The 21,685-nt window shown below is 66.9% G+C and carries 17 protein-coding genes; 11 read left to right on the top strand and 6 right to left on the bottom strand.

What is annotated here, in order from left to right; genetic code table 11:
- Window positions 1-57: 57 nt before the first annotated feature.
- The 7 genes from AXYL_RS21930 (at window position 58) to AXYL_RS21900 (ending at window position 8,674) form a co-directional block, all read left to right on the top strand.
- On the top strand, window positions 58-915 hold the full coding sequence (locus AXYL_RS21930) for a branched-chain amino acid ABC transporter permease (RefSeq protein ID WP_013395055.1): 858 nt from the start codon (window positions 58-60) through the stop codon (window positions 913-915).
- Entirely contained in the window at window positions 915-1,904 is a 990-nt protein-coding gene (locus AXYL_RS21925) for a branched-chain amino acid ABC transporter permease (protein WP_013395054.1), read from the top strand. The genes AXYL_RS21930 and AXYL_RS21925 overlap by 1 nt, the downstream gene beginning before the upstream one ends.
- On the top strand, window positions 1,901-2,680 hold the full coding sequence (locus tag AXYL_RS21920) for an ABC transporter ATP-binding protein (RefSeq protein ID WP_013395053.1): 780 nt from the start codon (window positions 1,901-1,903) through the stop codon (window positions 2,678-2,680). The genes AXYL_RS21925 and AXYL_RS21920 overlap by 4 nt, the downstream gene beginning before the upstream one ends.
- On the top strand, window positions 2,677-3,375 hold the full coding sequence (locus tag AXYL_RS21915) for an ABC transporter ATP-binding protein (protein ID WP_013395052.1): 699 nt from the start codon (window positions 2,677-2,679) through the stop codon (window positions 3,373-3,375). Before AXYL_RS21920 ends, AXYL_RS21915 begins: the two co-directional genes overlap by 4 nt.
- Before the next feature lie 47 nt (window positions 3,376-3,422).
- Window positions 3,423-4,706 carry a Zn-dependent hydrolase gene (locus AXYL_RS21910; protein WP_013395051.1) on the top strand — a complete coding sequence of 428 codons (1,284 nt, stop codon included), beginning with the start codon at window positions 3,423-3,425 and terminating at the stop codon, window positions 4,704-4,706.
- Entirely contained in the window at window positions 4,703-6,220 is a 1,518-nt protein-coding gene (locus tag AXYL_RS21905; protein WP_013395050.1) for a M81 family metallopeptidase, read from the top strand. Before AXYL_RS21910 ends, AXYL_RS21905 begins: the two co-directional genes overlap by 4 nt.
- A gap of 249 nt (window positions 6,221-6,469) precedes the next feature.
- Window positions 6,470-8,674: a TonB-dependent receptor gene (locus tag AXYL_RS21900; RefSeq protein ID WP_013395049.1), complete on the top strand. Its 2,205-nt coding sequence runs from the start codon at window positions 6,470-6,472 to the stop codon at window positions 8,672-8,674.
- Window positions 8,675-8,687: 13 nt separating this feature from the next.
- On the opposite strand, the gene AXYL_RS21895 is transcribed toward AXYL_RS21900, so the two are convergent.
- The 3 genes from AXYL_RS21895 to AXYL_RS35335 all read right to left on the bottom strand — a co-directional run bounded on the left by AXYL_RS21895 (window position 8,688) and on the right by AXYL_RS35335 (window position 13,921).
- A complete protein-coding gene (locus tag AXYL_RS21895) occupies window positions 8,688-9,287 on the bottom strand; it encodes a hypothetical protein (RefSeq protein ID WP_013395048.1) in 600 nt (199 codons plus the stop codon).
- A gap of 203 nt (window positions 9,288-9,490) precedes the next feature.
- Complete coding sequence (gene acnB, locus AXYL_RS21890; RefSeq protein ID WP_013395047.1) at window positions 9,491-12,082, bottom strand: bifunctional aconitate hydratase 2/2-methylisocitrate dehydratase; 2,592 nt, start codon at window positions 12,080-12,082, stop codon at window positions 9,491-9,493.
- A gap of 210 nt (window positions 12,083-12,292) precedes the next feature.
- A complete protein-coding gene (locus AXYL_RS35335) occupies window positions 12,293-13,921 on the bottom strand; it encodes an FxLYD domain-containing protein (protein WP_013395046.1) in 1,629 nt (542 codons plus the stop codon).
- A gap of 289 nt (window positions 13,922-14,210) precedes the next feature.
- Here AXYL_RS35335 and AXYL_RS21880 point away from each other — a divergent pair, with 289 nt between their 5' ends.
- The gene (locus AXYL_RS21880) at window positions 14,211-14,975 is read left to right on the top strand and encodes a TSUP family transporter (protein WP_013395045.1); all 765 of its coding nucleotides are present in this window, start codon (window positions 14,211-14,213) and stop codon (window positions 14,973-14,975) included.
- Between the two features lie 31 nt (window positions 14,976-15,006).
- On the opposite strand, the gene AXYL_RS21875 is transcribed toward AXYL_RS21880, so the two are convergent.
- Window positions 15,007-15,447: a CBS domain-containing protein gene (locus tag AXYL_RS21875; protein ID WP_013395044.1), complete on the bottom strand. Its 441-nt coding sequence runs from the start codon at window positions 15,445-15,447 to the stop codon at window positions 15,007-15,009.
- 81 nt (window positions 15,448-15,528) lie between these two features.
- Entirely contained in the window at window positions 15,529-16,434 is a 906-nt protein-coding gene (locus AXYL_RS21870; RefSeq protein ID WP_013395043.1) for a LysR family transcriptional regulator, read from the bottom strand.
- Between the two features lie 177 nt (window positions 16,435-16,611).
- Between AXYL_RS21870 and bktB the strand changes: the two genes are divergently transcribed.
- Window positions 16,612-17,793 carry a beta-ketothiolase BktB gene (gene bktB, locus AXYL_RS21865; RefSeq protein ID WP_013395042.1) on the top strand — a complete coding sequence of 394 codons (1,182 nt, stop codon included), beginning with the start codon at window positions 16,612-16,614 and terminating at the stop codon, window positions 17,791-17,793.
- 96 nt (window positions 17,794-17,889) lie between these two features.
- On the opposite strand, the gene AXYL_RS21860 is transcribed toward bktB, so the two are convergent.
- A complete protein-coding gene (locus AXYL_RS21860) occupies window positions 17,890-18,624 on the bottom strand; it encodes an IclR family transcriptional regulator (RefSeq protein WP_013395041.1) in 735 nt (244 codons plus the stop codon).
- A 148-nt stretch (window positions 18,625-18,772) separates the two neighbouring features.
- On the opposite strand from AXYL_RS21860, the gene AXYL_RS21855 reads away from it, so the two are divergent.
- Window positions 18,773-19,576, top strand: coding sequence for an enoyl-CoA hydratase (locus AXYL_RS21855; protein WP_013395040.1), 804 nt, complete (start codon window positions 18,773-18,775; stop codon window positions 19,574-19,576).
- Window positions 19,573-21,657 carry an acetate--CoA ligase family protein gene (locus AXYL_RS21850; protein WP_013395039.1) on the top strand — a complete coding sequence of 695 codons (2,085 nt, stop codon included), beginning with the start codon at window positions 19,573-19,575 and terminating at the stop codon, window positions 21,655-21,657. The genes AXYL_RS21855 and AXYL_RS21850 overlap by 4 nt, the downstream gene beginning before the upstream one ends.
- Window positions 21,658-21,685: the final 28 nt, after the last annotated feature.

Genomic DNA, 21,685 nt, shown 5'->3' with positions numbered 1-21,685 from the left:
CGCGTCCGTGGTCGCCGCAAGCCCCGCGGCCTTTCGTTTCCTCCATCGGGCATTTCAATGAACGTCTATCTCCTCCAGATCATCAATGGGATCGGGGTAGGCATGCTGTACTTCCTTTTGGCAGTCGGCCTGTCCATCGTCTTCGGTCTGTTGCGCTTCGTGAACTTCGCCCACGGGGCGTTCTATCTGCTGGGCGCCTACTTCTGCTTCCAGGCCATCCAGTGGGGCCTGAACTTCTGGCTGGCGCTGGCCATCGTGCCGCTGCTGGTGGGGGCATTCGCCTGGGTGACTGAAAAAGTGCTGCTGCGCCACGTCTACGCACAGGCGCACGAGTTCCACATCCTGATCACCGTGGGCCTGGCGCTGGTATTGCAGGAATTGGTCATCGTCATCTGGGGCCCGATAGGCGACAACGTCGCCGCGCCGTCCGCGTTGCAGGGCGTGGTCATGTGGGGCAGCTTCATCTATCCCAAGTACCGCCTGTTCGTGATCGGTTTCACCGCGGTCTTCTCGCTGCTGCTCTGGTACGTGCTGGAAGGCACGCGGCTGGGCAGCGCGGTGCGCGCCGGCAGCGAATCCACCGAAATGGTGTCCATGCTGGGCATCAACGTGTTCCGCATGTTCAGCCTGGTGTTCGCGCTGGGCGCGGCGACCGCGGCCCTGGCAGGCGTGCTGGCCGCGCCGATCCGCGGCGTGGAGCCCTTCATGGGCATCGAGGCGCTGGGCATCGCCTTCGTCATCGTGGTGGTGGGCGGCATGGGCAGCTTCTTCGGCGCGCTGGTCGGCGGCCTGCTTATCGGCGTGGTGCAGAGCGTAATGAGCACATTGTGGCCGGAAGGCGCGCGGCTGATGATTTATGTGGCGATGGCGGCAGTGCTGCTGCTGCGTCCGCACGGCCTGATGGGGAGAGGATGATGACGCGCTTGAAATCTCACGCCCAGTTGCTGCTGGCGCTGGCCGTGGTCCTGCTGCTGCCGCTGTGCATGCAGTCGGGTTCGCTGGCCACGGAAGTGCTGATCTATTCCCTGGCGGTGCTCGGCTGCAACCTGCTGCTTGGATTCACCGGCCTGCTGTCGTTCGGCCAGGGCATCTTCTTCGGCCTGGGCAGCTATGCCGTCGGTATCCTGCTGACGCGCACCGGCCTGCCCATGCCGCTGGCGCTGCTGGCCGCGATGGTAGTGGGCGCATTGGGGGCCACGCTGGTGGGCTGGTTCGCAATCCGCCAGCGCGGCACCTACTTCGTGATGCTGACGCTGGCCTTCGCGCAGATGTTCTACTTCCTGGCATATAGCCTGCCCGACCTGACCGGGGGCGACAACGGCCTGCTGGACGTGCCGCGTCCGGCATTTTCCGTCGCCGGCATGGAACTCATGCCGCTGGCTACGCCCTGGCAGTTCTATGCCTTCGTGGCGGTGTGCTTCCTGGTGGTGTTCTGGCTGTTGCTGCGGGTGACCAATTCGGTGTTCGGCCGCACCCTGCTGGCGATCCGCGACAACGAGGCGCGCGCCATGGCGGTTGGCTATAACGTGCGCCTCTTCAAGTTGTCGGCCTTCGCCATTTCCGGCGCGGTCACGGCGCTGGCCGGCGCCTTCCTGGCGATGATGACCGGCATCGCGCCGCTGTCCAGCATCGAATACCACAGCAGCGAGATGATCCTGGTCATGACGGTGATCGGCGGCACCGGCAACCTGTTCGCCTCGGTGCTGGGCGCCGCGTTCTACGTGTTGTTCGCGGACTGGCTCTCCACCTTGTGGCCGCGCTGGCTGATGCTGCTGGGCTTCCTGCTGATAGCTGTCAGCCTGTTCATGCAGAAGGGCTTGTGGGGGCTGGGAGTACGCATCTGGCTGGCGCTGCGGCGCAAGCCTGCCGGCGGGGAGCCGGCCGCCAAGGAGGGCAGCGCATGAACCAGGAAAATTCCGCGCCGCTGCTGAAAGCCAGCGGCATCGTCAAGCGCTTCGGCAAGTTCGTGGCGCTGCATGGGGTGGACTTGCAGGTGCGGCCGCGCACGGTGCATTCCGTGATCGGGCCCAACGGCGCCGGCAAGACCACGTTGTTCCACATCCTGACGGGGACGTTGCGCACCAGCGAAGGCAGCATTGTGTTCGACGGCCAGGACGTCACGCAGGAGGCCGACTTCCAGCGCGTGCAGCGCGGCATCGCGCGCTCGTTCCAGGTCACCAGCCTGTTCGCCAACCTGTCGGTGCGGGAGAACCTGCGCCTGGCGGCGCAGGGCGCGCATCGCGCCGGCGCCTTCGATTGCTGGCATCCGCCCACGGGCCCCCGGGCGCAACGCGAGGTCGTCGACGCGGCGCTGGAACGGCTGGGCCTGTCGCGGCTGGCCGGGATTGCGGCGGGCGCGTTGTCGCATGGCCAGCAGCGGCGCCTGGAGGTGGGCATGGCGTTGGCGGCCAGGCCGCGCGCCATCTTCCTGGACGAACCGACTTCCGGCATGGGGGTGGACGACCTGGAGGAAATGAAGCGGCTGATCCGCAGCCTGCGCGACGACCACACGGTGGTACTGATCGAGCACAACATGAACATCGTGATGGACATCTCCGACACGATCACGGTGATGCAGCAGGGCCGCGTGCTGGTCGAAGGCGCGCCCGACGCGATCCGCAGCGACGAGCGGGTGCGCGCCGCGTACCTGGGCAACATGATCACGGGAGGCCGGGCATGATGCTGCATGTCGACGCCATACACAGCTATTACGGCAAGAGCCACATCCTGCAAGGCGTGTCGCTCGAGCTGCCGCAGGGCGAGGTGATCACCCTGCTCGGGCGCAACGGCGCGGGCAAATCGACCACGCTCAAGACCATCGCCGGCGTGATTGCGCCCAAGGGCGGCGCGGTGCGTTATGGCGGGCGCGACATCGCCGGGCTGCCGGCGCACAAGATCGCGTCCATGGGGATCTGCCTGGTGCCCGAGCACCGCGGCATCTTCAAGCTGCTGACGGTGGAGGAGAACCTGAAGCTGGGCATGCGCCGCGATTCGCCCTGGCAGCTGGAAGACATCTACCGCATCTTTCCGCGCCTGAAGGAGCGGCGCAGGAACGGCGGCGGCCAGCTGTCCGGCGGCGAACAGCAGATGCTCGCCATCGGCCGCGCGCTGATGAACCATCCGCGCGTGCTGATGCTGGACGAGCCGGTCGAGGGTCTGGCACCGGTGATCGTCGAGGAAATCGTGGCGCAGATCAAATCCATCAAGCAGGCCGGCGTCACCATCCTGCTGGTGGAGCAGAACCTGGAGGTCTGCACCCAACTGGCCGACCGCCATTTCATCATCGAGCAGGGATCCATCGTCTACCAGGGCAGCAACGAGGCCTTCATGGCGGACGAGAACGTGAAGGACCGATATCTGGGCGTGGGCGTATAGGGACCGTCCGCGAGGCGAAACAGGAAGCAAGGATTCAAGGAAACACCATGGAAATGAACACACTGGAGGCCGTCAGCGGCATCCGCATCGACGGCAGCCGGCTCTGGAACTCGCTGATGGAGCTGGCCCGCATCGGCGCCACCGACAAGGGCGGCGTGTGCCGGCTGGCGTTGAGCGACCTGGACCGGCAGGGCCGCGACCTGGTCTGCGCCTGGGCCCGCGAGCTGGGCTGCAGCGTGCGCGTGGATGCCATCGGCAATATCTTCATGCGCCGCGCGGGCTTGCGTGACGACCTGCCCGCCGTCATGACGGGTAGCCATATCGACACCCAACCCACTGGCGGCAAATTCGACGGCAACTACGGCGTGCTCGCCGGCATCGAGGTCCTGCGCACCCTGCACGAACGCGGCATCGCCACCGAGGCGCCGCTGGAAGTGGTGGTGTGGACCAACGAGGAGGGCTCGCGCTTCGTGCCTGTGATGATGGGCTCGGGCGTGTATGCCGGCGCCTTCACGCTGGAGCACGCCCTGGCGGCGCAGGACCGCGACGGCGTCAGCGTGGATCAAGCGCTGCGCGCCATCGGCTACGCCGGCCCGGAAGCGGCGCGGCCGGGGGCGGTCGGCGCCTACTTCGAGGCACACATAGAGCAAGGCCCCATCCTGGAGGATCGGGGCATCACCATCGGTGCGGTGCAAGGCGCCCTGGGCCAGCGTTGGTACGACGTCACCATTACCGGCCAGGAGGCGCACGCCGGACCCACCCCGATGGAACTGCGCCGCGACGCCTTGCTGACGGCGTCCAGGTTGGTGCTGGAGGTCAACCGCATTGCGCTGGAGCACGCGCCGCACGGGCGCGGCACGGTAGGCTGCATCGACGGTTACCCGAATTCGCGCAATGTGATCCCGGGCCGCGTGGCGCTCACCGTGGACCTGCGCGCGGCCGACGACGCCACGCTGGACAGCATGGCCGCGGCGTTCGCGCGCGCCTGCCAAGAACTGGCCGAGCCCGGCCGCTTCCAGGTCGAAAGCAAGGAGGTCGTGTACTTCCCGCCGCAGCCCTTCGAGCCCCGGCTGGTGCAGGCGATCCGCGACGGCGCCGGCACGCTGGGCCTGGATTCGCTGGACGTGATCAGCGGCGCGGGCCATGACGCCGTCTACATGGCGCGGGTGGCGCCGACCGCCATGATCTTCGTGCCCTGCAAGGACGGCATCAGCCACAACGAAATCGAGGACGCACAGCCCGAGCACCTGGAGGCGGGCTGCAATGTGCTGCTGCACGCCATGCTGCGCTGCTGCGGCCGTATCCAGTTCGCGCAAGGGGGCGTGCAATGAAGGTGCTGATCGCGCGTCTGAATCACGAGACCAATACCTTCTCGCCCGTGCCCACGCCCTTGTCCGCCTTCGGCAACGGCGGCCCGGCCTATGATGCGACGGCCTATGAAGAGAACAAGGGCAAGCGCACGGCGATGTCGGCGTTCATAGACTTGGCCGAAGCGCGCGGCGCCGAGCTGGTCACGCCGGTTTCGGCCACCGCCTATCCCAGCGGCCGCGTCGACGGCCAGGCCTACGCCACATTGTGCGACCGCATCGTGGCCGCTGCGCCGGGCTGCGACGTCATCCTGCTGGACCTGCATGGCGCCATGGCGGTGGAGACCACCGACGACGGCGAGGGCGATCTGCTCGAACGGCTGCGCGCCGCCGCGCCCGGCGTGCCGGTCGCGGTGGCGCTGGACCTGCATGGCAACGTCACGCAGAAGATGATGGACAACGCCGACGTCATCGTCAGCTTCAAGACCTATCCCCACATCGACATGTACGAAACCGGCGAGCACGCCGGCAGGTTGCTGTTCGCGGGCATGGACGGCAAGTGCAAGCCGGTCATGGCGTGGCGCCGGCTGCCCTTGGTGTCGCATTCCCTGCGCAGCAACACGGCCGAAGGGGCCATGCGCGCCGCCGTCGAAGCGGCGCGGCAGGCCGAGGCCGCGGGCGCGCTGGGCGTATCGGTGCTGGCGGGCTTCGGCCTGGCCGACATCCCGTATCCCTGCGTCAGCGTGGTGGCCGTCGCCGACGGCGACCGCGCCGAGGCGGAGCGCGTGGCGGGAGAGGTCGCCGCGCTGATCTGGGAACAGCGCGACGGCTTCTACTACGACAGCGAGCCACTGGCCGCGTCGCTGGCGCGGGCCAAGGCGCTGGCCGAGGGCGCCAGCAAACCCGTGCTGCTGCTGGACCATGGCGACAACTGTATGAGCGGCGGCACCTGCGACACCCTGGACGTGTTGATGGCCGCGCTGGAGGCCGGACTGGAAGGCATCCAGGCCGGGCTGTACTGCGACCCGGAGGCCGTCGCGGAACTGACCCGCGCGGGCGTCGGCGCCACGGTGGAGCTGCCGGTGGGCAACAAGCGCGCCATCGACGAGATCGGCCGCGGCGCCCAGCCCGTCACGCTGCGCGGCACCGTGCGCGCGCTGAGCAACGGCGAATATGTGATCACCGGCCCGACCTACACCGGGCAACTGGCCTGCATGGGCCGCAGCGCGGTGCTGGACATAGGCGCCGCGCAGCTGGTGCTGACCGAGCAGACCCACGAGCCCTGGGATCTGGGCGTGTTCCAAAGCCTGGGGTTGGACCCATCCCGCGCCCGTTTCGTGCTGGTGAAGTCGCGCATGTATTGCCGGCCGGTGTTCGTGCCGATCTCCCAGGCGCTGGTCGAATGCGACAGCCCTGGCGTCACCAGTTCCGACTGGTCGCTGTTCGAGTTCCGCCGGCGCGCGCGCCCGCTGTACCCGTTGGAAACCATGGCGGCGTCCGGCTATGACCCCCGCGCAGGCGTAGCGGACGGTCGATAGCCTGGCGGGAAGCGGGGCGCCGCGCTCGACAGCTGTGGCGCCCCGGCAACGGACATTCTCAAACAAAAAGTAACATAAATGAGAATGATTCCGTTTGCCGTAGAATGAGCGCTCAGCAATCCCAGTCCCCTTTGGCGCAGCCGGCCCGGCAAGGCCCCGGCCTTCCGGCACATTCCAGACGCATCCGTAGTTCTCCAGTGCGCGCGTGACCCCATCGGGATTTTGATATCTGCCTGCGAACTCCCCGACATGAAAATCCGAACTCTTGCCTGCATGGCCGCCGCGCTGCCGTGCTATCTCCCCGTTGCCCACGCCCAATCCGCGTCTGACCAGACCGGCTCCGTGGTTTCCATGGACGCCATCAAGGTCGAGGCCAGCGCCGACGCCTCGGCCGGCGGCCTGGCCGAACCCTTTGCCGGCGGGCAGGTCGCCCGCGGCGGCCGCATCGGCCTGTTCGGCACCCAAGACGTGATGGACACGCCGTTCAGCATCACCAGCTACACCAATGAACTGATCCAGGACCGCCAGGCCCGCAGCGTGGGCGACGTGCTGCAGAACGATTCGGGCGTGCGCGTGGCGCGCGGCTTCGGCAACTTCCAGGAGTCGTACTTCATCCGCGGCTTCATCCTGGGGTCGGACGACGTGGCCTACAACGGCCTCTACAGCCTGCTGCCGCGCCAGTACATCGCCACCGAGCTGTTCGAGCGCGTGGAAGTCCTGCGCGGCGCTTCGACCTTCCTGACGGGCGCCTCGCCCGGCGGCGGCGGCATCGGCGGGGTGATCAACCTGGTGCCCAAGCGCGCGCCGAACGAACCTCTGACCCGCGTTACCACCGGCGTGTCCAGCGGCGGGCAGTTCCAGTTGTCCACCGACATCGCCCGCCGCTTCGGTCCCGGCGACAGCACCGGCATCCGCTTGAACGCCGCGCAGCGCAGCGGCGACACCGGCATCGACGATGAACACTCGCGCACCAGCCTGGTCTCGCTAGGCCTGGACTGGCGTTCGGCCGACACCCGCCTGTCTGCGGACATCGGCTGGCAGGAAAACAAGCTCAAGCGCGCGCGTCCCAACGTGACGCTGGGCGCCGGCGTCACCAAAGTGCCGGACGCGCCCGACGCCAGCTCCAATTATGCTCAGCCGTGGTCGTATTCGAACGAGCGCGATGTCTTCGGCACCGTGCGCGGCGAACATGATTTCAGCGACAAGCTGACCGCCTATGCGGCCTTTGGCATGCGCCGCAGCGACGAAGCGAATTCGCTGGGCAACGTCACGCTGACCAACGGCAGCACGGGCGCGGGCACCTTCTACCGCTTCGACAACACCCGCGAGGACAGCGTGAATACGGGCGAACTGGGCCTGCGAGGCAAAGTGCGCACCGGCCCGGTGGGCCACGAGTTCGTCGTGTCGGCATCCTTCTTCGACCTGAAGAAGAAGAACGCCTATGTGATGGACTGGCAGAACACCTATCCCACCAACATCTACAACCCGATTTCGTATGACAAGCCGCCGTTCAGCGCCACCGCGCTGCGCGGCAACGACCTGGACGATCCGGCGCTGCAGGGCCGCACCCGCCTGAGCAGCTACGCCATCGGCGACACGCTGTCGTTCCTGGACGACAAGGTGCTGCTCACGGCCGGCATCCGCCATCAGCGCTTGTCGCAACGCGACTACGCATACAACACCGGCAAGGAAAACGGCGCCTACGACGCCAGCCACAATTCGCCCGCCGCGGGCCTCGTGGTCAAGGTCGCGCCCAGCGTTTCGCTGTACGCGAACTACATCGAGGCGCTGGTCGCGGGGCCGACCGCCCCGGCCAATGCCGGCGGCAAGCCGGTGCCCAATGCCGGCCAGAGCCTGCCGCCGTTTGTCTCCAAGCAGAAGGAAATCGGCGCGAAGTACGAGGGAGATGGCCTGGGGGCGGGACTGGCCTTGTTCTCCACCGATAAGCCGCGCGCCATGTACAACGCCAGCAACGAGCTGACGACCTCGGGCAAGGACCGTCATCAGGGCGTGGAACTCACGATGTACGGCGAACCCATCAAGAGCGTGCGCCTCTTGGGCGGCCTGACCTGGCTGGACGCCAAGCAGATCTCCACCGGCAACCCGTCCATCGACGGCAACCGCGTGATCGGCGTGCCGCGCTTCCAGGCCAATATGGGCGTGGAGTGGGATATTCCCGGCGTGCCGGGCCTGGCCGTGGATGGCCGGGTGGTCTACACCGGCTCGTCCTATGCGGATGACGCCAACACGCTCAAGGTGCCGGGCTGGACCCGCTTCGATGCGGGCCTGCGCTACATGATGGATGTGGACGGCCACGTCGTGACCCTGCGCGCCCGCGTGGACAATATCGCCAATCGCAACTACTGGTCCTCGGTGGGCGGCTATCCGGGCAACGGCTACCTGGTGCTGGGCGGACCGCGCACCTTCTTGCTCAGCGCGAGCATGGACTTCTAAGGCTGGGCGGCGTTCACCAGAACCAGCCGCCGCGTGTCAGGTCCGCCTCGCAGCCCTTGTACTGCGAGGCGAACTTGTCGGCACGGGCCTGGACTTTCTTGGACACGGTCTTGAGCCAGGCCTTGCGATCGAAGCTGCGGTTGCGGTAGCCGGTCCAGCCCTCGTGGTAGTTCAGGTACTGGCCGTAGGCGTCCGACTTGGACACGCCATTGATGCGCTGGGTCTTGTTCATGTACCAGCCCATGAAATCCAGCGCGTCGGCGAAGTCGTCGCGGCTGGAGCCCCAGCCTCCTGCATCCTTCTTGTAATCGTCCCAGGTCTCGTCCTTGGCCTGGGCGTAGCCGTAGGCGGAACTGACGCGGCCCCAGGGGATGAAGCCCAGGAAGTAATAGCGCGGCGGCACCGCGTCCTGCCTGAAGGACGACTCCTGGTACATCATGGCCATGGGCACCGGCACCGGTGCGCCCCACTTTTTTTGCACCTTCAGGGCGGCATCGTGCCAGTCCGGCTTTTCGCGAAAGATGGCGCAGATGTTCTCGGGATTCGAGGGCGGCGCGGTGGCGCAGCCGGCGAGCGCCAGCAATAGCAGGGGCGGCAGCAAAAGCCGGGTCATTGGCGGTCTTCCTCCGGAGATCGGGGCAGGGTTGGGGGAGTGGATGTCACAAGTTACCGCGATTGTATGAAAACGTATCGCGCAAAAAGTTCCGTCCCTGAAATTCTCCGACCTATGCCGCATGCACCAGGAAAAGAAAAACGGCCCCGGATTTCTCCGGGGCCGTCTTGCAGGCGATGCAGCCAGGCTGCGCTGCCCGACGCTTAGACTTCGATGACGTCAGCCACGTCCTTGTAGTCCGCGATCTTGTCGAAGTTCAGGTACTGGTAGATCTGGTCGCCGCTCTTGTTGATGACGCCCATGTCGGCCATGTACTCGTCCTTGGTCGGGATGCGGCCCAGCTTCGAGCAGATCGCGGCCAGTTCGGCCGAACCCAGGTACACGTTGGTGTTCTTGCCCAGGCGGTTCGGGAAGTTGCGGGTGCTGGTCGACATGACCGTCGCGCCTTCGCGCACCTGCGCCTGGTTGCCCATGCACAGCGAGCAGCCCGGCATTTCCGTGCGTGCGCCGGCGGTGCCGAACACGCCGTAGTGGCCTTCCTCGGTCAGTTGCGTGGCGTCCATCTTGGTCGGCGGGGCGACCCACAGCTTGACCGGGATATCGCGCTTGCCTTCCAGCAGCTTGGAGGCTGCGCGGAAGTGGCCGATGTTGGTCATGCAGCTGCCGATGAACACTTCGTCGATCTTGGCGCCGGCGACTTCCGACAGCGTCTTCACGTCGTCCGGGTCGTTCGGGCAGGCCACGATGGGTTCGTGCACGTCGGCCAGGTCGATTTCGATCACGGCGGCGTATTCGGCGTCGGCGTCCGGCTCCAGCAGCTTGGGATCGGCCAGCCAGGCTTCCATGGCCTTGATGCGGCGGCCCAGCGTGCGCTCGTCTTCGTAGCCGTTGGCGATCATCCACTTCAGCATCACGATGTTGCTGTTGATGTACTCGATGATCGGTTCCTTGTTCAGGAACACCGAGCAGCCGGCGGCCGAACGTTCGGCGGAAGCGTCCGACAGTTCAAAGGCTTGTTCGACCTTCAGGTCGGGCAGGCCTTCGATTTCCAGGATGCGGCCGGAGAAGATGTTCTTCTTGCCTTGCTTGGCGACCGTCAGCAGGCCTTGCTTGATGGCGTACAGCGGGATCGCGTTGACCAGGTCGCGCAGGGTCACGCCGGGTTGCAGCTTGCCCTTGAAGCGGACCAGCACCGATTCCGGCATGTCCAGCGGCATCACGCCGGTGGCGGCGGCAAAGGCGACCAGACCCGAGCCGGCCGGGAACGAGATGCCGATGGGGAAGCGGGTGTGCGAGTCGCCGCCGGTGCCGACGGTGTCGGGCAACAGCATGCGGTTGAGCCACGAGTGGATCACGCCGTCGCCCGGGCGCAGCGAGACGCCGCCGCGGGTGCTGATGAACTCCGGCAGGGTGTGGTGCGTCTTGACGTCCACGGGCTTGGGGTAGGCGGCGGTGTGGCAGAACGACTGCATCACCAGGTCGGCCGAGAAGCCCAGGCAGGCCAGGTCCTTCAGCTCGTCGCGGGTCATGGGGCCGGTGGTGTCCTGGCTGCCGACCGAGGTCATCTTCGGTTCGCAGTAGGTGCCCGGGCGGATGCCCTTGCCTTCCGGCATGCCGCAGGCGCGGCCGACCATCTTCTGGGCCAGGGTGTAACCCTTGCCGGTATCGGCCGGATCCTTGGGCAGGCGGAACAGCGTCGAGGCCGGCAGGCCTAGCGCTTCGCGCGCCTTGGCGGTCAGGCCGCGGCCGATGATCAGCGGAATGCGGCCGCCGGCGCGCACTTCGTCGAACAGCACGTCGGACTTCACTTCGAATTCGGCGATGACTTCGCCGTTCTTCAAGGCCTTGCCTTCATAGGGGCGCAGTTCGACCACGTCGCCCATTTCCATCTTGGAAACGTCGAGTTCGATCGGCAGGGCGCCGGCGTCTTCCATGGTGTTGTAGAAGATCGGGGCAATCTTGTTGCCCAGGCACACGCCGCCGAAGCGCTTGTTCGGCACGAAGGGGATGTCTTCGCCGGTGAACCACAGCACCGAGTTGGTGGCCGACTTGCGCGACGAACCCGTGCCGACCACGTCGCCGACGTAGGCGACCAGGTGGCCCTTTTCCTTCAGGGCTTCGATGAACTTGACCGGGCCGCGCTTGCCGTCTTCTTCCGGTTCGAACGCGGCGCCGTCGCGCTTGTTCTTCAGCATCGCCAGGGCGTGCATCGGGATGTCGGGGCGGGTGGTGGCGTCGGGAGCCGGCGACAGGTCGTCGGTGTTGGTTTCGCCAGGCACCTTGAAGACGGTGATGGTCAGGCTTTGCGGCAGTTCCGGACGGCTGGTGAACCATTCGGCGTCGGCCCAGCTCTGCATCACGGATTTGGCATTGGCGTTGCCCTTGTCCGCCTTTTCCTTCACGTCGTGGAAGGCGTCGAACATCAACAGGGTCTTTTTCAGCGCGTCGGCGGCGATGGTGCCGATTTCAGCGTCGTCCAGCAGGTCGACCAGCGGGCCAATGTTGTAGCCGCCCAGCATCGTGCCGAGCAGTTCAGTCGCCTTGGCACGGCTGATCAGCGCACAAGCTTCCTTGCCCAGCGCCACGGCGGCCAGGTACGAAGCCTTGACCTTGGCGGCGTCGTCCACGCCGGCCGGCACGCGGTGCGTCAGCAGCTCGACCAGGTTCTGCTCTTCGCCTGCGGGCGGGTTCTTGAGCAGTTCGATCAGTTCAGCGGTTTGTTTGGCCGTAAGGGGCAGCGGGGGAATCCCCAGAGCCGCGCGTTCGGCAACGTGTTGGCGGTAATTATCCAGCATGTGAGGCCTGCTCAAAGTCGGGTTGGAAGAAGGGTTGTTCGCCGAATTGTAGAGGGAACAGGGGGACGCAAGCAAATGTCTTATATCTTATATAAGACTTGAGCCCATAGCTGTTGCTTAAGGGCGACGCGGGGCGGCGCGCCCTGGGGGGGCGAGGCAGGAAGGGAAAGCCCGGCAGGGGCGCCGGGCGGGTATGTCCGGGGCAGCGGCTTAGCGCGGCCCGGCTTCGTACACCACGCCCACCCGCGTGAAATTGCCGCCGTACTGCTTTACGTCCACCTGGAACGGCGCGCTTTCCTCTGGCTTGAGCTTGGGCAGCCGCAGTTCCTGGTATATCGCGCCGGTGAGCTTGTCCTGGGCGTCGTACAGGCTGACCCAGACTCTGACGTTTTCCACTTCGGCCTGGCTGTCGTTACGCACGCGCCCATGCACGGTCACGTACTTGTAGCGGAACCGGTGGGTGAAGTTCAGGGTGCCGGTGCCGACCTGGGCCTCGGTGTTCTCGACCGTGACGGCCAGCTTGGGGCGGGGGCCGGGCAGGGCGGCGCGCTTGGCGGGCAGCCAGTCGGTCTTGACCTCGGTGTAGCGGTCGATGCGGCCGGTCAGCGCCACGGGCACCCGTTCTCCAGGGTACAGGCGCGCCGGCAGGCTCCAGCTCTGGCGCACCTCCAGCCGGCGGGAACCGTCGAACAGCGAGATGTCCGCCTTGGGCGACAGGACCACGTACTGGTCGCTGGTGTTGACCAGCTCGGCATACATGACCGGGCGCTCGATCTCGTCAAGCAGGCGACGCGGAGCCGACAGCTTGAGCGCGCTGGCGTCGAACAGGGCGAAGCCCGGATCCAGCAGTTCCTCGGTGCTCAGGCGCACGTGTTCGATGACCCGCGGGTCGGCAGGGCTGACGCGCACGATGCGGCTGGGCGGCGTTTCTTCCTTGGGAGCGGCCGGCGAGACGGCCGGGTTTTCGCTCTGCACCATGTAGTCATAGGACGCGACCGGGCCTTCGGCCAGCATTTCGCAACGCACGTCGAAGGAGGTCAGCGCGTTCGGCGCCAGCGGGCTGGCGGCGCCGTAGCCGTTGCCGGTGCCGATCAGCTTGCCGTCCTCGCCGTACAGCATCACCGTGATCTGGCTGCTGTTGGCCTCGTTGGCGCCGTTGTTCTTCAGGAGGCCGACCAGGCGGTAGGCGCCATCGTTGCGCACCAGCTGCACCTTGCTGGCGGCCACCTCGTTGTTCCGGTCCCGCGCCAGCCTCGGCTGCGAGACCTGCAGCGTGTAGCGGCTGTAGGCCTGGCTGGGCGTGGAGATCGTGACAGGCGTGTATTCGCCCGGCTGCAGCGAGCGCGCCGGCGCCGAACCGGAGTTCGACGGTAGCGACAGTTCGCCCTGGAAGAACGACGCCGTGACGCGCGGCACGTCGATCTTCTTGCCGGTCTCGTTGCGCATGATCATGACCAGCTGGGTGCGGTCGCGGACGCGGATTTCCTGCACGTCGGTCAGCTTGACCAGCGCGGCGTCGATGGGAGGGGGCGCCGGCGGCTGCCGCGTGACGGTCGGCTTGGACCCGAGCATGGATGCGACCAGCGGCACCACGAACACGGCGGCCACGGCGACCGCGATCGCCGCGATGGCGCGCGGACCTAGCTGCGGCTTGGCAGCCGGCTGCTGCATCCCGCGCAGGATCTTCTCCAGCCGTTGGGCGACGTTGTCTTCGACCAGCGTGACCGCGTGGCAATGGCTGCAGCGGTATTCGTTGGTGTCCAGCTTGGTGAATTGGGCGCTGCCGCAGGTCGAGCAGGTCAGCGTTACCGTGTTGATCGTGGTCTGTTTGGGCGTCATTCTTGCGGGCACGCGCGCCGCACTCAGGCGGCGCGGCGGATGCCGCGGCGGGAGCAAAGGCGCAAGGGATACACAGGGCGGCAAGGATAGCGGCACGTCACCCGGGGCATGGTGCACGAGCGCATCCATTTGTGACAAAGTATGTGGACGGGCCTCCCGGTGCTATCATCGCCGGCGAAAAAACAGATCCCAAGCAGACCTCTTACGCTGTACCCCGTCGATCCGCTCCCGCGCCGCGCAACGCGCCGCTCCGGGCAGAGCCGAGGCAGGTCAGGCTCTACCCATTAGCATGAGCATTTCCCAATATTTGCTGTTCCTCGCTTGCGTGGCGCTCGCCACCTATGCGCAGACCATGACGGGCTTCGCCTTCGGGCTGGTGCTGCTGGGTCTGTCGGGCGTGTTCCAGCTGGCGTCCGTATCCGAAGTGGCCAACGTGGTCAGCGTGCTGTCGCTGGTGAACGCGGCGGTGACGCTGGCGCGGGCCAAGCCCCAGGTGAACTGGTCGCTGATGCGGCCCGCCATGGCCAGCAGTCTGGTCGGCGTCGGGGCGGGCGTTGCCGCGCTGGCCTGGATCAGCGGATCCATGAGCGTATTGCTGCAGTTGCTGCTGGGCTGCACGATCCTCGGCTGCGCGGTGCTGCTGGTGGCGCGCGCGCAGCCGCTGGCGAGCGTGTCCTCGCGCGGATCGTTCGTCTTCTTCGGGGCCGTGTCGGGCGTGCTGGGCGGATTGTTTTCCAGCGCCGGGCCGCCCATGGTCTATCACCTGTACCGCCAGCCTTTGCCGCTGGCGGCCATCCGCAACAGCCTGCTGATCCTGTTTTCGCTGAACGCCGTGGTGCGGCTGGCGCTGGTGACCGGGCAGGGCGCCTTCATGGCCTCGTCGTTCTGGTTGAGCCTGCTGGCGCTGCCGGTCGTGATCGGCGTGACCTGGGTGGCGCGCCGCTACAGCACGGCGGGCTCGATGCAGACCGTCAAGCGCATGGTGTTCGTGCTGCTGCTGGCGGCCGGCATGGGACTGATCGTGCCGGCGTTCAGGGCGCTCGCTGCCGGCTAGCCGCGAGTCCCGTTGCGCGCGGGACGCGGCGTCAGCCGCGTTCGCCGGTGATGTAGCGTTCGAGTTCGTGGATGATGAACTTCTGTTCGCTCATGACGTCCTTGACCAGGTCGCCGATGGAAAGCAGGCCGATCAGTTTGCCGTCCTCGATGACAGGGAGATGACGGAAGTGGCGTTCCGTCATCATCGCCATACAGTGCTCGCGGGTGTCCGCGCGGCCGACGTAGTACACCGAATCGGTCATGATGTCGCGCACCTTCGTGGTGCGCGAGGAGCGATCCTGCAGCACGATCTTGCGGGCGTAGTCGCGCTCGGTCAGCATGCCCAGCACGGCATCGCCCTGGACCACCACCACGGCCCCGATGCTGCGTTCCGCCATGATTTTGACGGCTTCGAACACCGACGCGTCGGGCGAAACCGTCACGACGGAATGATTGGCTTTTTCCCTGAGTATCTCAGCAACTGTCTTCACGATGCGCTCCCGGATCGCTGGTGAGGATAAAACCCATGCTCCATCCTAAGCCTGGCGGCCGTGTTGCCGCAAGCGGCCCGCCTATTTCGCGGTCTTGTCCCGGAACGCCTGGCTGGCCATTTCGCGCAGGTTGCGCGTGGCGCTGCGCTCGGTGGCGGGGTTCCATGCCAGGGAAATGCCGATCGACGCATCGGCTGGAAAATCGGCCAGCGTCTTGTAGATCACGTTGGTGCCGGGCAAGCGCCGGCCGCCGGCCGGCACCAGCGCCACGCCCAGGCCGCTTTCCACCAGGCTGAGCAGCGTCTGCACCTGCACCGCTTCCTGCGTGATGCGGGGCGTGAAGCCGCGCAGCTGGCAGGCGTTGATGGCGGCCATGCGCAGGCCGGCGGCTTCGCTGGCGGTGTACATGATGAAGGGTTCGTCGGCCAGGTCTGCCAGGCGGATGCGGCCGCGCCGCGCCAGCGGATGCGTCTTGGGCACGGCCAGCGCGAAGTTCTCGGTCGTGAGCGGAGCCAGGCGCACGTTCGATCCCATCGCCACCGGCACGCGCACGATGCCGACCTCCAGCGTGTCTTCCTCGAGTTCCTGCATGATGCGTATCGAGGTGGCTTCGCGCAGCACCACGGTGACGCCAGGATAGCGTTGCCGGAACGGCGGCAGGATGCGCGGCAGCACGCCGTGCGTGGCGGAGCCGACGAAGCCGATGCGCACGGTGCCGCCTTCGCCCGCGGCGCCCGCGCGCGCCGCCTGCCGGAATTGCTCGGCGTGGAACAGGGCGCGGCGGGCTTCGTCCAGCGCCGCCAGGCCGGCTTCGGTGAGCTTCACGCCCTGGCGGCCGCGCTGGAACAGCGGCACGCCCACCATCTCCTCGAGCTTGCGTATCGACACCGAAAGCGGCGGCTGCGACATGTGCAGCTTTTCGGCTGCGCGGTGGAAGTTCAGCGTTTCGGCCAGGACCAGGAACTGCTGCAGATGACGGAAATCCATGAGGGCGCTCCGAAAGGCGGTTGGCGTGGATGATATGACTTCCGTATCGATCCGGGCATTGGTGCTATCCCTTCGCTATCGGGTGATGGCGCCTTGCGCGTCGCGCGCAAGCCTTGGGGAGGAGGCGGCGGCCGGGCGGCGGCGGTATGATGGAACGCATTACAAGGAGGAAACACCATGAATGAAGTCATCGTCGCTTCTGCCGTCCGCACTGCCATCGGCGATTTCGGGGGCGCGCTGAAAGACGTGCCGCCGTGCGACCTGGGCGCAACCGTCATCAAGGCCGCGCTGGAACGCGCCGCCGTCAAGGGCGATGAGGTCGGCCACGTCGCCGTGGGCCACGTCATCAACACCGAGCCCCGCGATATGTACCTGTCGCGCGTGGCGGCCATGAACGCCGGCATCGCCAAGGAAACGCCCGCCTTCAACGTCAACCGCCTGTGCGGTTCGGGCCTGCAGGCCATCGTGTCCGCCGCGCAGACCATCATGCTGGGCGATGCTGAAATCGCCATCGGCGCGGGCGCCGAGAGCATGAGCCGCGCGCCGTACATCGCGCCGGCGCAGCGCTGGGGCGCGCGCATGGGTGACAGCGTCATGCTGGACATGATGACCGGCGCCTTGTCGGATCCGTTCGGCCGCATGCACATGGGCGTGACCGCCGAGAACGTGGCGGCCAAGTTCGGCATCAGCCGCCAGGACCAGGACGCCGTGGCCGCGGAATCGCATCGCCGCGCCGCAGCCGCCATCGACGCGGGTTACTTCCGCGACCAGATCGTGCCGGTGGTGATGAAGTCGCGCAAGGGCGAAGTGGTGTTCGACACCGACGAGCATGTGCGCCGCGATGTCACGGCGGAAAACCTGTCGACGCTGAAACCGGTGTTCCAGAAGGAAAATGGTACGGTCACCGCGGGCAACGCTTCGGGCCTGAACGACGGCGCGGGCGCCGTGGTGCTGATGAACGCCTCGGTCGCGGCCAAGCGCGGCATCAAGCCGCTGGCTCGCCTGGTGGCCTACGCCCACGCCGGCGTGGACCCCAACATCATGGGCATCGGTCCGGTGCCGGCCACGCAGGCCGCGCTCAAGCGCGCCGGCCTGACGGTGGACCAGATGGACGTGATCGAAGCCAACGAAGCGTTCGCGGCGCAGGCCTGCGCGGTGTCGCGCGAATTGAAGCTGGATCCGGCCAAGGTGAACCCCAACGGCAGCGGCATCGGCCTGGGCCACCCCATCGGCGCCACCGGCGCGATCATCACCGTCAAGGCGCTGCATGAACTGCAGCGCGTGGGCGGACGCTACGCGCTGGTGACCATGTGCATCGGCGGCGGCCAGGGCATTGCCGCCATTTTCGAGCGGATCTGACGCACCAGGGGGGGCGGCGGCGGCACGCTAGCGCGGCGGCCGCTCTACCGCTGGGCTGCCCCCTTTTGGGGCAGCAAGTTCGCGCAGCGTGGGGCTCTATTTTTCCAGGTAATCCTGGGCCCACGCCTCGCATTCGGCGCGCAGCAGCGCGCCCATCTGCGCCCGCCGGGGCGCGTCCAGCCGGCTGCTGATCGCGCCGAAGCTGAAAGCCACCCAGGTCAGTTCCGACACCCGGAACGCCACGCCCACGCCCGAAACGCCGGGCGTGATGGTGTCCACGATTTCCGAATAGCCCGCGGTGCGCGCCTGCCTGACCGATTTCATCAAGGCGGCGCTGGACGCGCCGATTTGCGCATAGGCGGCGGAATGCCGCGCATACAGCGCGGCGATTTCCTCGTCGGGCAAGGTAGCCAGCAATGCCAGTCCGCCCGCGCCCACGCCCAGCAGGCGCCGCTCGCCCTGGTCGATGGTGAAGACCTTCACGGGGAATGAGCCGGCCTCGCGCAGCAGGCAGAGGGCGTAGTCGCCCTGGCGTATCACCAGGAACACCGTGTCGCCCGACAGGCGCGCCAGCTTCTGTGCGAACGGACGCAGCGCGTCCAGCAAGGGCGTGCGCCGCAGCGCCGCGAATCCCAATTGCATGGAATCGACCCCCAGGCGGTAGCGCCGGGTCTGGGCGTCGCGTTCGGCGAACTGTTCCTCCAGCAGGCAGCTGAGCAGCCGGTGCGCGGTGGAGCGCTCCAGCCCGGCCTCGGCCATCACGCCTTGCAGGTCTATGCCTTCTTCCTGATGCTGCGCCAGCACGCGCAGCAGGCCCAGGGCGCGTCGCATGCTCTGGGTACCGCCTGTGGAACCACTGTTGTTCATAATGTGGGAAATATTGATTGAATATTTTGTATTTTAGGATTCCGAGTGCGTTAATTCAATCCAGTCGACCGCGCCGCCTTTCAAGGCGCGGCAGAACAAGGACGAGGAGACCATGGAATACGCCACCCTGGCCGTCGAGCGGCACGACTCGGTATGCCGCATCAGCCTGGCGCGCGAATCCGCGCGCAACGCCCAAAGCCAGCAGATGCTGGATGAACTGGACGACGCGCTGACGCGCGCCGAACAGGACGACTCGGTGCGGGTCGTGGTGCTGGCCGGCCGCGGCGCACACTTTTCCGCCGGCCACGACCTGAAGGAAGCGCAGGCCAAGCGCGCCGATTTCACGGTGGAAGAGCGCTGGGAGTACGAGTCGCGCCGCTACTACGGCTACTGCATGCGCATCTGGGACTTTCCCAAGCCGACGGTGGCCCAGGTCCAGGGCGCCTGCGTGGCGGGCGGCTTCATGATTGCCAATATGTGCGACCTGGTGGTGTGTTCCGACACCGCATACTTTTCCGATCCGGTGGGCCACACGCTGGCGGCGGCCGCGACCGAGGTGTTGATCCATCCCTGGGTCATGGGTCTGCGCAAGGCCAAGGAAATGCTCTACACCGGCGAAAAGGTCGACGCCCAGGAAGCGCTGCGCATCGGCATGGTGAACCGCGTTGTGCCCGAAGCCGAACTGGACGCCGCGACCCTGGCGCTGGCGCAGCGCATCGCGCAGGCGCCGCCCTTTGGCCTGCGCCTGATCAAGCGTTCGCTGAACCGCACGGCCGACGCGCAGGGCTTCCGCACCGCCTTGTCGGCGCATTTCGACACACACCAGCTGTCGCATCTGAGCGAGGAATTCCAGGCCGTGCGCGAACGCGGATTGGCGCAGGCCATCCAGCGCAATAAGAAGGGCGAGGCAGCATGACCCCGTCTCTGGACCCTTTGCTCAATCCGCGCTCCATCGCGATGATCGGCGCCAGCGCCAACGCCGGGCGCATCGGTGGCATGCCGCTGGAGCTGCTGACGCGCTTCGGCTACGCGGGCGGCATCTATCCCGTCAATCCCAAGTACCAGGAAGTGTTCGGCCGCCGCTGCTGGCCTGACATCGAGGCCGTGCCCGAGCCGGTGGACCTGGCGGTGCTGGCCATCGCGGCCGCGGACGTCACGCCCATGCTGCGCCGTTGCCACGCCAAGGGCGTGCGCGCCGCCATCGTCTACGCCGCGGGCTTTGCCGAAGCGGGCGGCGAGGGCGCGCGCCTGCAGGATGAGCTGGAGGCCTTCGTGGCCGAAAGCGGCATGGCCGTGGCGGGTCCGAATTGCATGGGCTTCGCCAACCTGAACACGCAGGCCCACACGGCGTTCGCCTCGGTTTTCAAGACCGCGCCGGCGCAGACGGGGCCGGGCAAGGTCAGCCTGCTGACGCAGAGCGGCAACGTATGCGCGGCGGTCTACGCGATCGCGCGCCGGCTGGACCTGCCGTTCTCGCACTTCATCAATACCGGCAATGAGGCCTGCCTGGATTTCTCGCAATACCTGGAGTACCTGGCGGCGGATCCGCAGACGGAAATCGTGCTGGGCTACATCGAGCAGCTGCGCGACGGCGAACGCTTCATACGCGCCTGCCGCGAACTGGAGCGCCAGGGCAAGTTGCTGATCGCACTGAAGGCCGGCACCACGGACAAGGGCGCGCAGGCGGCGCAGTCGCATACCTCGGCGCTGGCCGGAGACCGGCGCGTGTACGGCGCGGCGTTTCGCCAGTTGAATGTGATCGAGGCCAACGATTTCGCGCAGATGGCGCACCTGGCCAGCCTGGCCACGCTGCGGCACCGCACGGCGGGCAAGCGCGTCGCGGTGCTGACCATGTCGGGCGCGCTGGGCGCGATCCTGGCGGACAAGTTCATCGGCGCGGGACTGGACCTGCCCGATCTGCCGCCTGACCTGCAGGCGGTGCTGCGCGGCGGTATTCCAGATTACGGCATGGTCGGCAATCCGGTGGACGTTACCGGCAACGTGGTCAACGATCCGGCTTTCGTGCACACCGTGCTGGAGGCGCTGGCCACGACCGACGCGATCGACGCGGTGGTCGTGTACGCGCCCGGCTATATGCTGGACCGCATGGCCGACGCGCTGACGGATGTGTCGCGCCGGCATCAACGGCTGTTCGTCGCCATCGATACCGGCCTGGCCCAGAGCCGCGCCGCTCTGCGCGATGCGGAAGTGGCCGTGTTCGAGGACCTGGGCCTGGCGGTCGCAACGCTGGCGCCTTACCTGCTGTGGTGCGAGGCGCGCGGCGCCAAACGCATCGCGGCGGCGCCGGACTTGGCCGCGGCCGCCGTTCCAGCCTTGCCCTGCAACGAAGCCGACGCGCGCGAATACGTGGCCGCTTTTGGCTTGCCGCAAGCGCGGGTGGGCGCGGCCGTCAATGCGGACGAAGCCGTCGCGCAAGCGCGTGCAGCCGGTTATCCGGTGGCACTGAAGATCCTGAGCGCCGACATCGCGCACAAGACCGAGGCGGGCGGCGTGGCGCTGAACCTGGCCGACGACGAGGCCGTGCGCCGCGCCTTTGCCGAAGTAACGCGTGCCGCGGCCGCGGCGCAGCCGGACGCGCGCATCGACGGCACGATGGTGCAGAAGATGGAACGCGGCGTGGCCGAGATCATCGTCGGCGCCACGCGCGATCCCGTCTTCGGCCCGGTGCTGACCGTGGGCTTGGGCGGCGTGCTGACCGAGCTGTACCAGGACACCAGTCATCGCCTGCTGCCGGTGGACGAGGACATCGCGCTGCAAATGCTGCAGGAGCTCAAGGCCTACGCGCTGCTGGACGGCTACCGCGGCAAGCCCCAAGCCGACGTGGCGGCTGCGTGCAGAAGCATCGTGGCGGTGGGCAATGCCCTGCTTGCCGCGCCCGCGCATGTGGCGGAAATCGAAGTCAATCCATTGCTGATCAAAGAGGCGGGACAAGGCGTCGCGGTACTGGACGCGCTGATCCTGCCCGCAACCCCGTAGCGCCAAGCGCGCAATGCCCCCCAGGAGG

The sequence above is a fragment of the Achromobacter xylosoxidans A8 genome, assembly GCF_000165835.1.
GTDB classification, from domain to species: Bacteria; Pseudomonadota; Gammaproteobacteria; order Burkholderiales; family Burkholderiaceae_B; genus Achromobacter; species Achromobacter xylosoxidans_B.
This window is presented reverse-complemented; position numbering and strand designations above follow the sequence as displayed.

What these genes read in the sequence shown, in the direction of transcription:
- AXYL_RS21930 (WP_013395055.1), top strand. Translation starts at nt 58, where the DNA reads ATGAACGTCTATCTCCTCCAGATCATCAATGGGATCGGGGTAGGCATG.
- AXYL_RS21925 (WP_013395054.1), top strand. Translation starts at nt 915, where the DNA reads ATGACGCGCTTGAAATCTCACGCCCAGTTGCTGCTGGCGCTGGCCGTG.
- AXYL_RS21920 (WP_013395053.1), top strand. Translation starts at nt 1,901, where the DNA reads ATGAACCAGGAAAATTCCGCGCCGCTGCTGAAAGCCAGCGGCATCGTC.
- AXYL_RS21915 (WP_013395052.1), top strand. Translation starts at nt 2,677, where the DNA reads ATGATGCTGCATGTCGACGCCATACACAGCTATTACGGCAAGAGCCAC.
- AXYL_RS21910 (WP_013395051.1), top strand. Translation starts at nt 3,423, where the DNA reads ATGGAAATGAACACACTGGAGGCCGTCAGCGGCATCCGCATCGACGGC.
- AXYL_RS21905 (WP_013395050.1), top strand. Translation starts at nt 4,703, where the DNA reads ATGAAGGTGCTGATCGCGCGTCTGAATCACGAGACCAATACCTTCTCG.
- AXYL_RS21900 (WP_013395049.1), top strand. Translation starts at nt 6,470, where the DNA reads ATGAAAATCCGAACTCTTGCCTGCATGGCCGCCGCGCTGCCGTGCTAT.
- AXYL_RS21895 (WP_013395048.1), bottom strand. Translation starts at nt 9,287, where the DNA reads ATGACCCGGCTTTTGCTGCCGCCCCTGCTATTGCTGGCGCTCGCCGGC.
- acnB (WP_013395047.1), bottom strand. Translation starts at nt 12,082, where the DNA reads ATGCTGGATAATTACCGCCAACACGTTGCCGAACGCGCGGCTCTGGGG.
- AXYL_RS35335 (WP_013395046.1), bottom strand. Translation starts at nt 13,921, where the DNA reads ATGACGCCCAAACAGACCACGATCAACACGGTAACGCTGACCTGCTCG.
- AXYL_RS21880 (WP_013395045.1), top strand. Translation starts at nt 14,211, where the DNA reads ATGAGCATTTCCCAATATTTGCTGTTCCTCGCTTGCGTGGCGCTCGCC.
- AXYL_RS21870 (WP_013395043.1), bottom strand. Translation starts at nt 16,434, where the DNA reads ATGGATTTCCGTCATCTGCAGCAGTTCCTGGTCCTGGCCGAAACGCTG.
- bktB (WP_013395042.1), top strand. Translation starts at nt 16,612, where the DNA reads ATGAATGAAGTCATCGTCGCTTCTGCCGTCCGCACTGCCATCGGCGAT.
- AXYL_RS21860 (WP_013395041.1), bottom strand. Translation starts at nt 18,624, where the DNA reads ATGCGACGCGCCCTGGGCCTGCTGCGCGTGCTGGCGCAGCATCAGGAA.
- AXYL_RS21855 (WP_013395040.1), top strand. Translation starts at nt 18,773, where the DNA reads ATGGAATACGCCACCCTGGCCGTCGAGCGGCACGACTCGGTATGCCGC.
- AXYL_RS21850 (WP_013395039.1), top strand. Translation starts at nt 19,573, where the DNA reads ATGACCCCGTCTCTGGACCCTTTGCTCAATCCGCGCTCCATCGCGATG.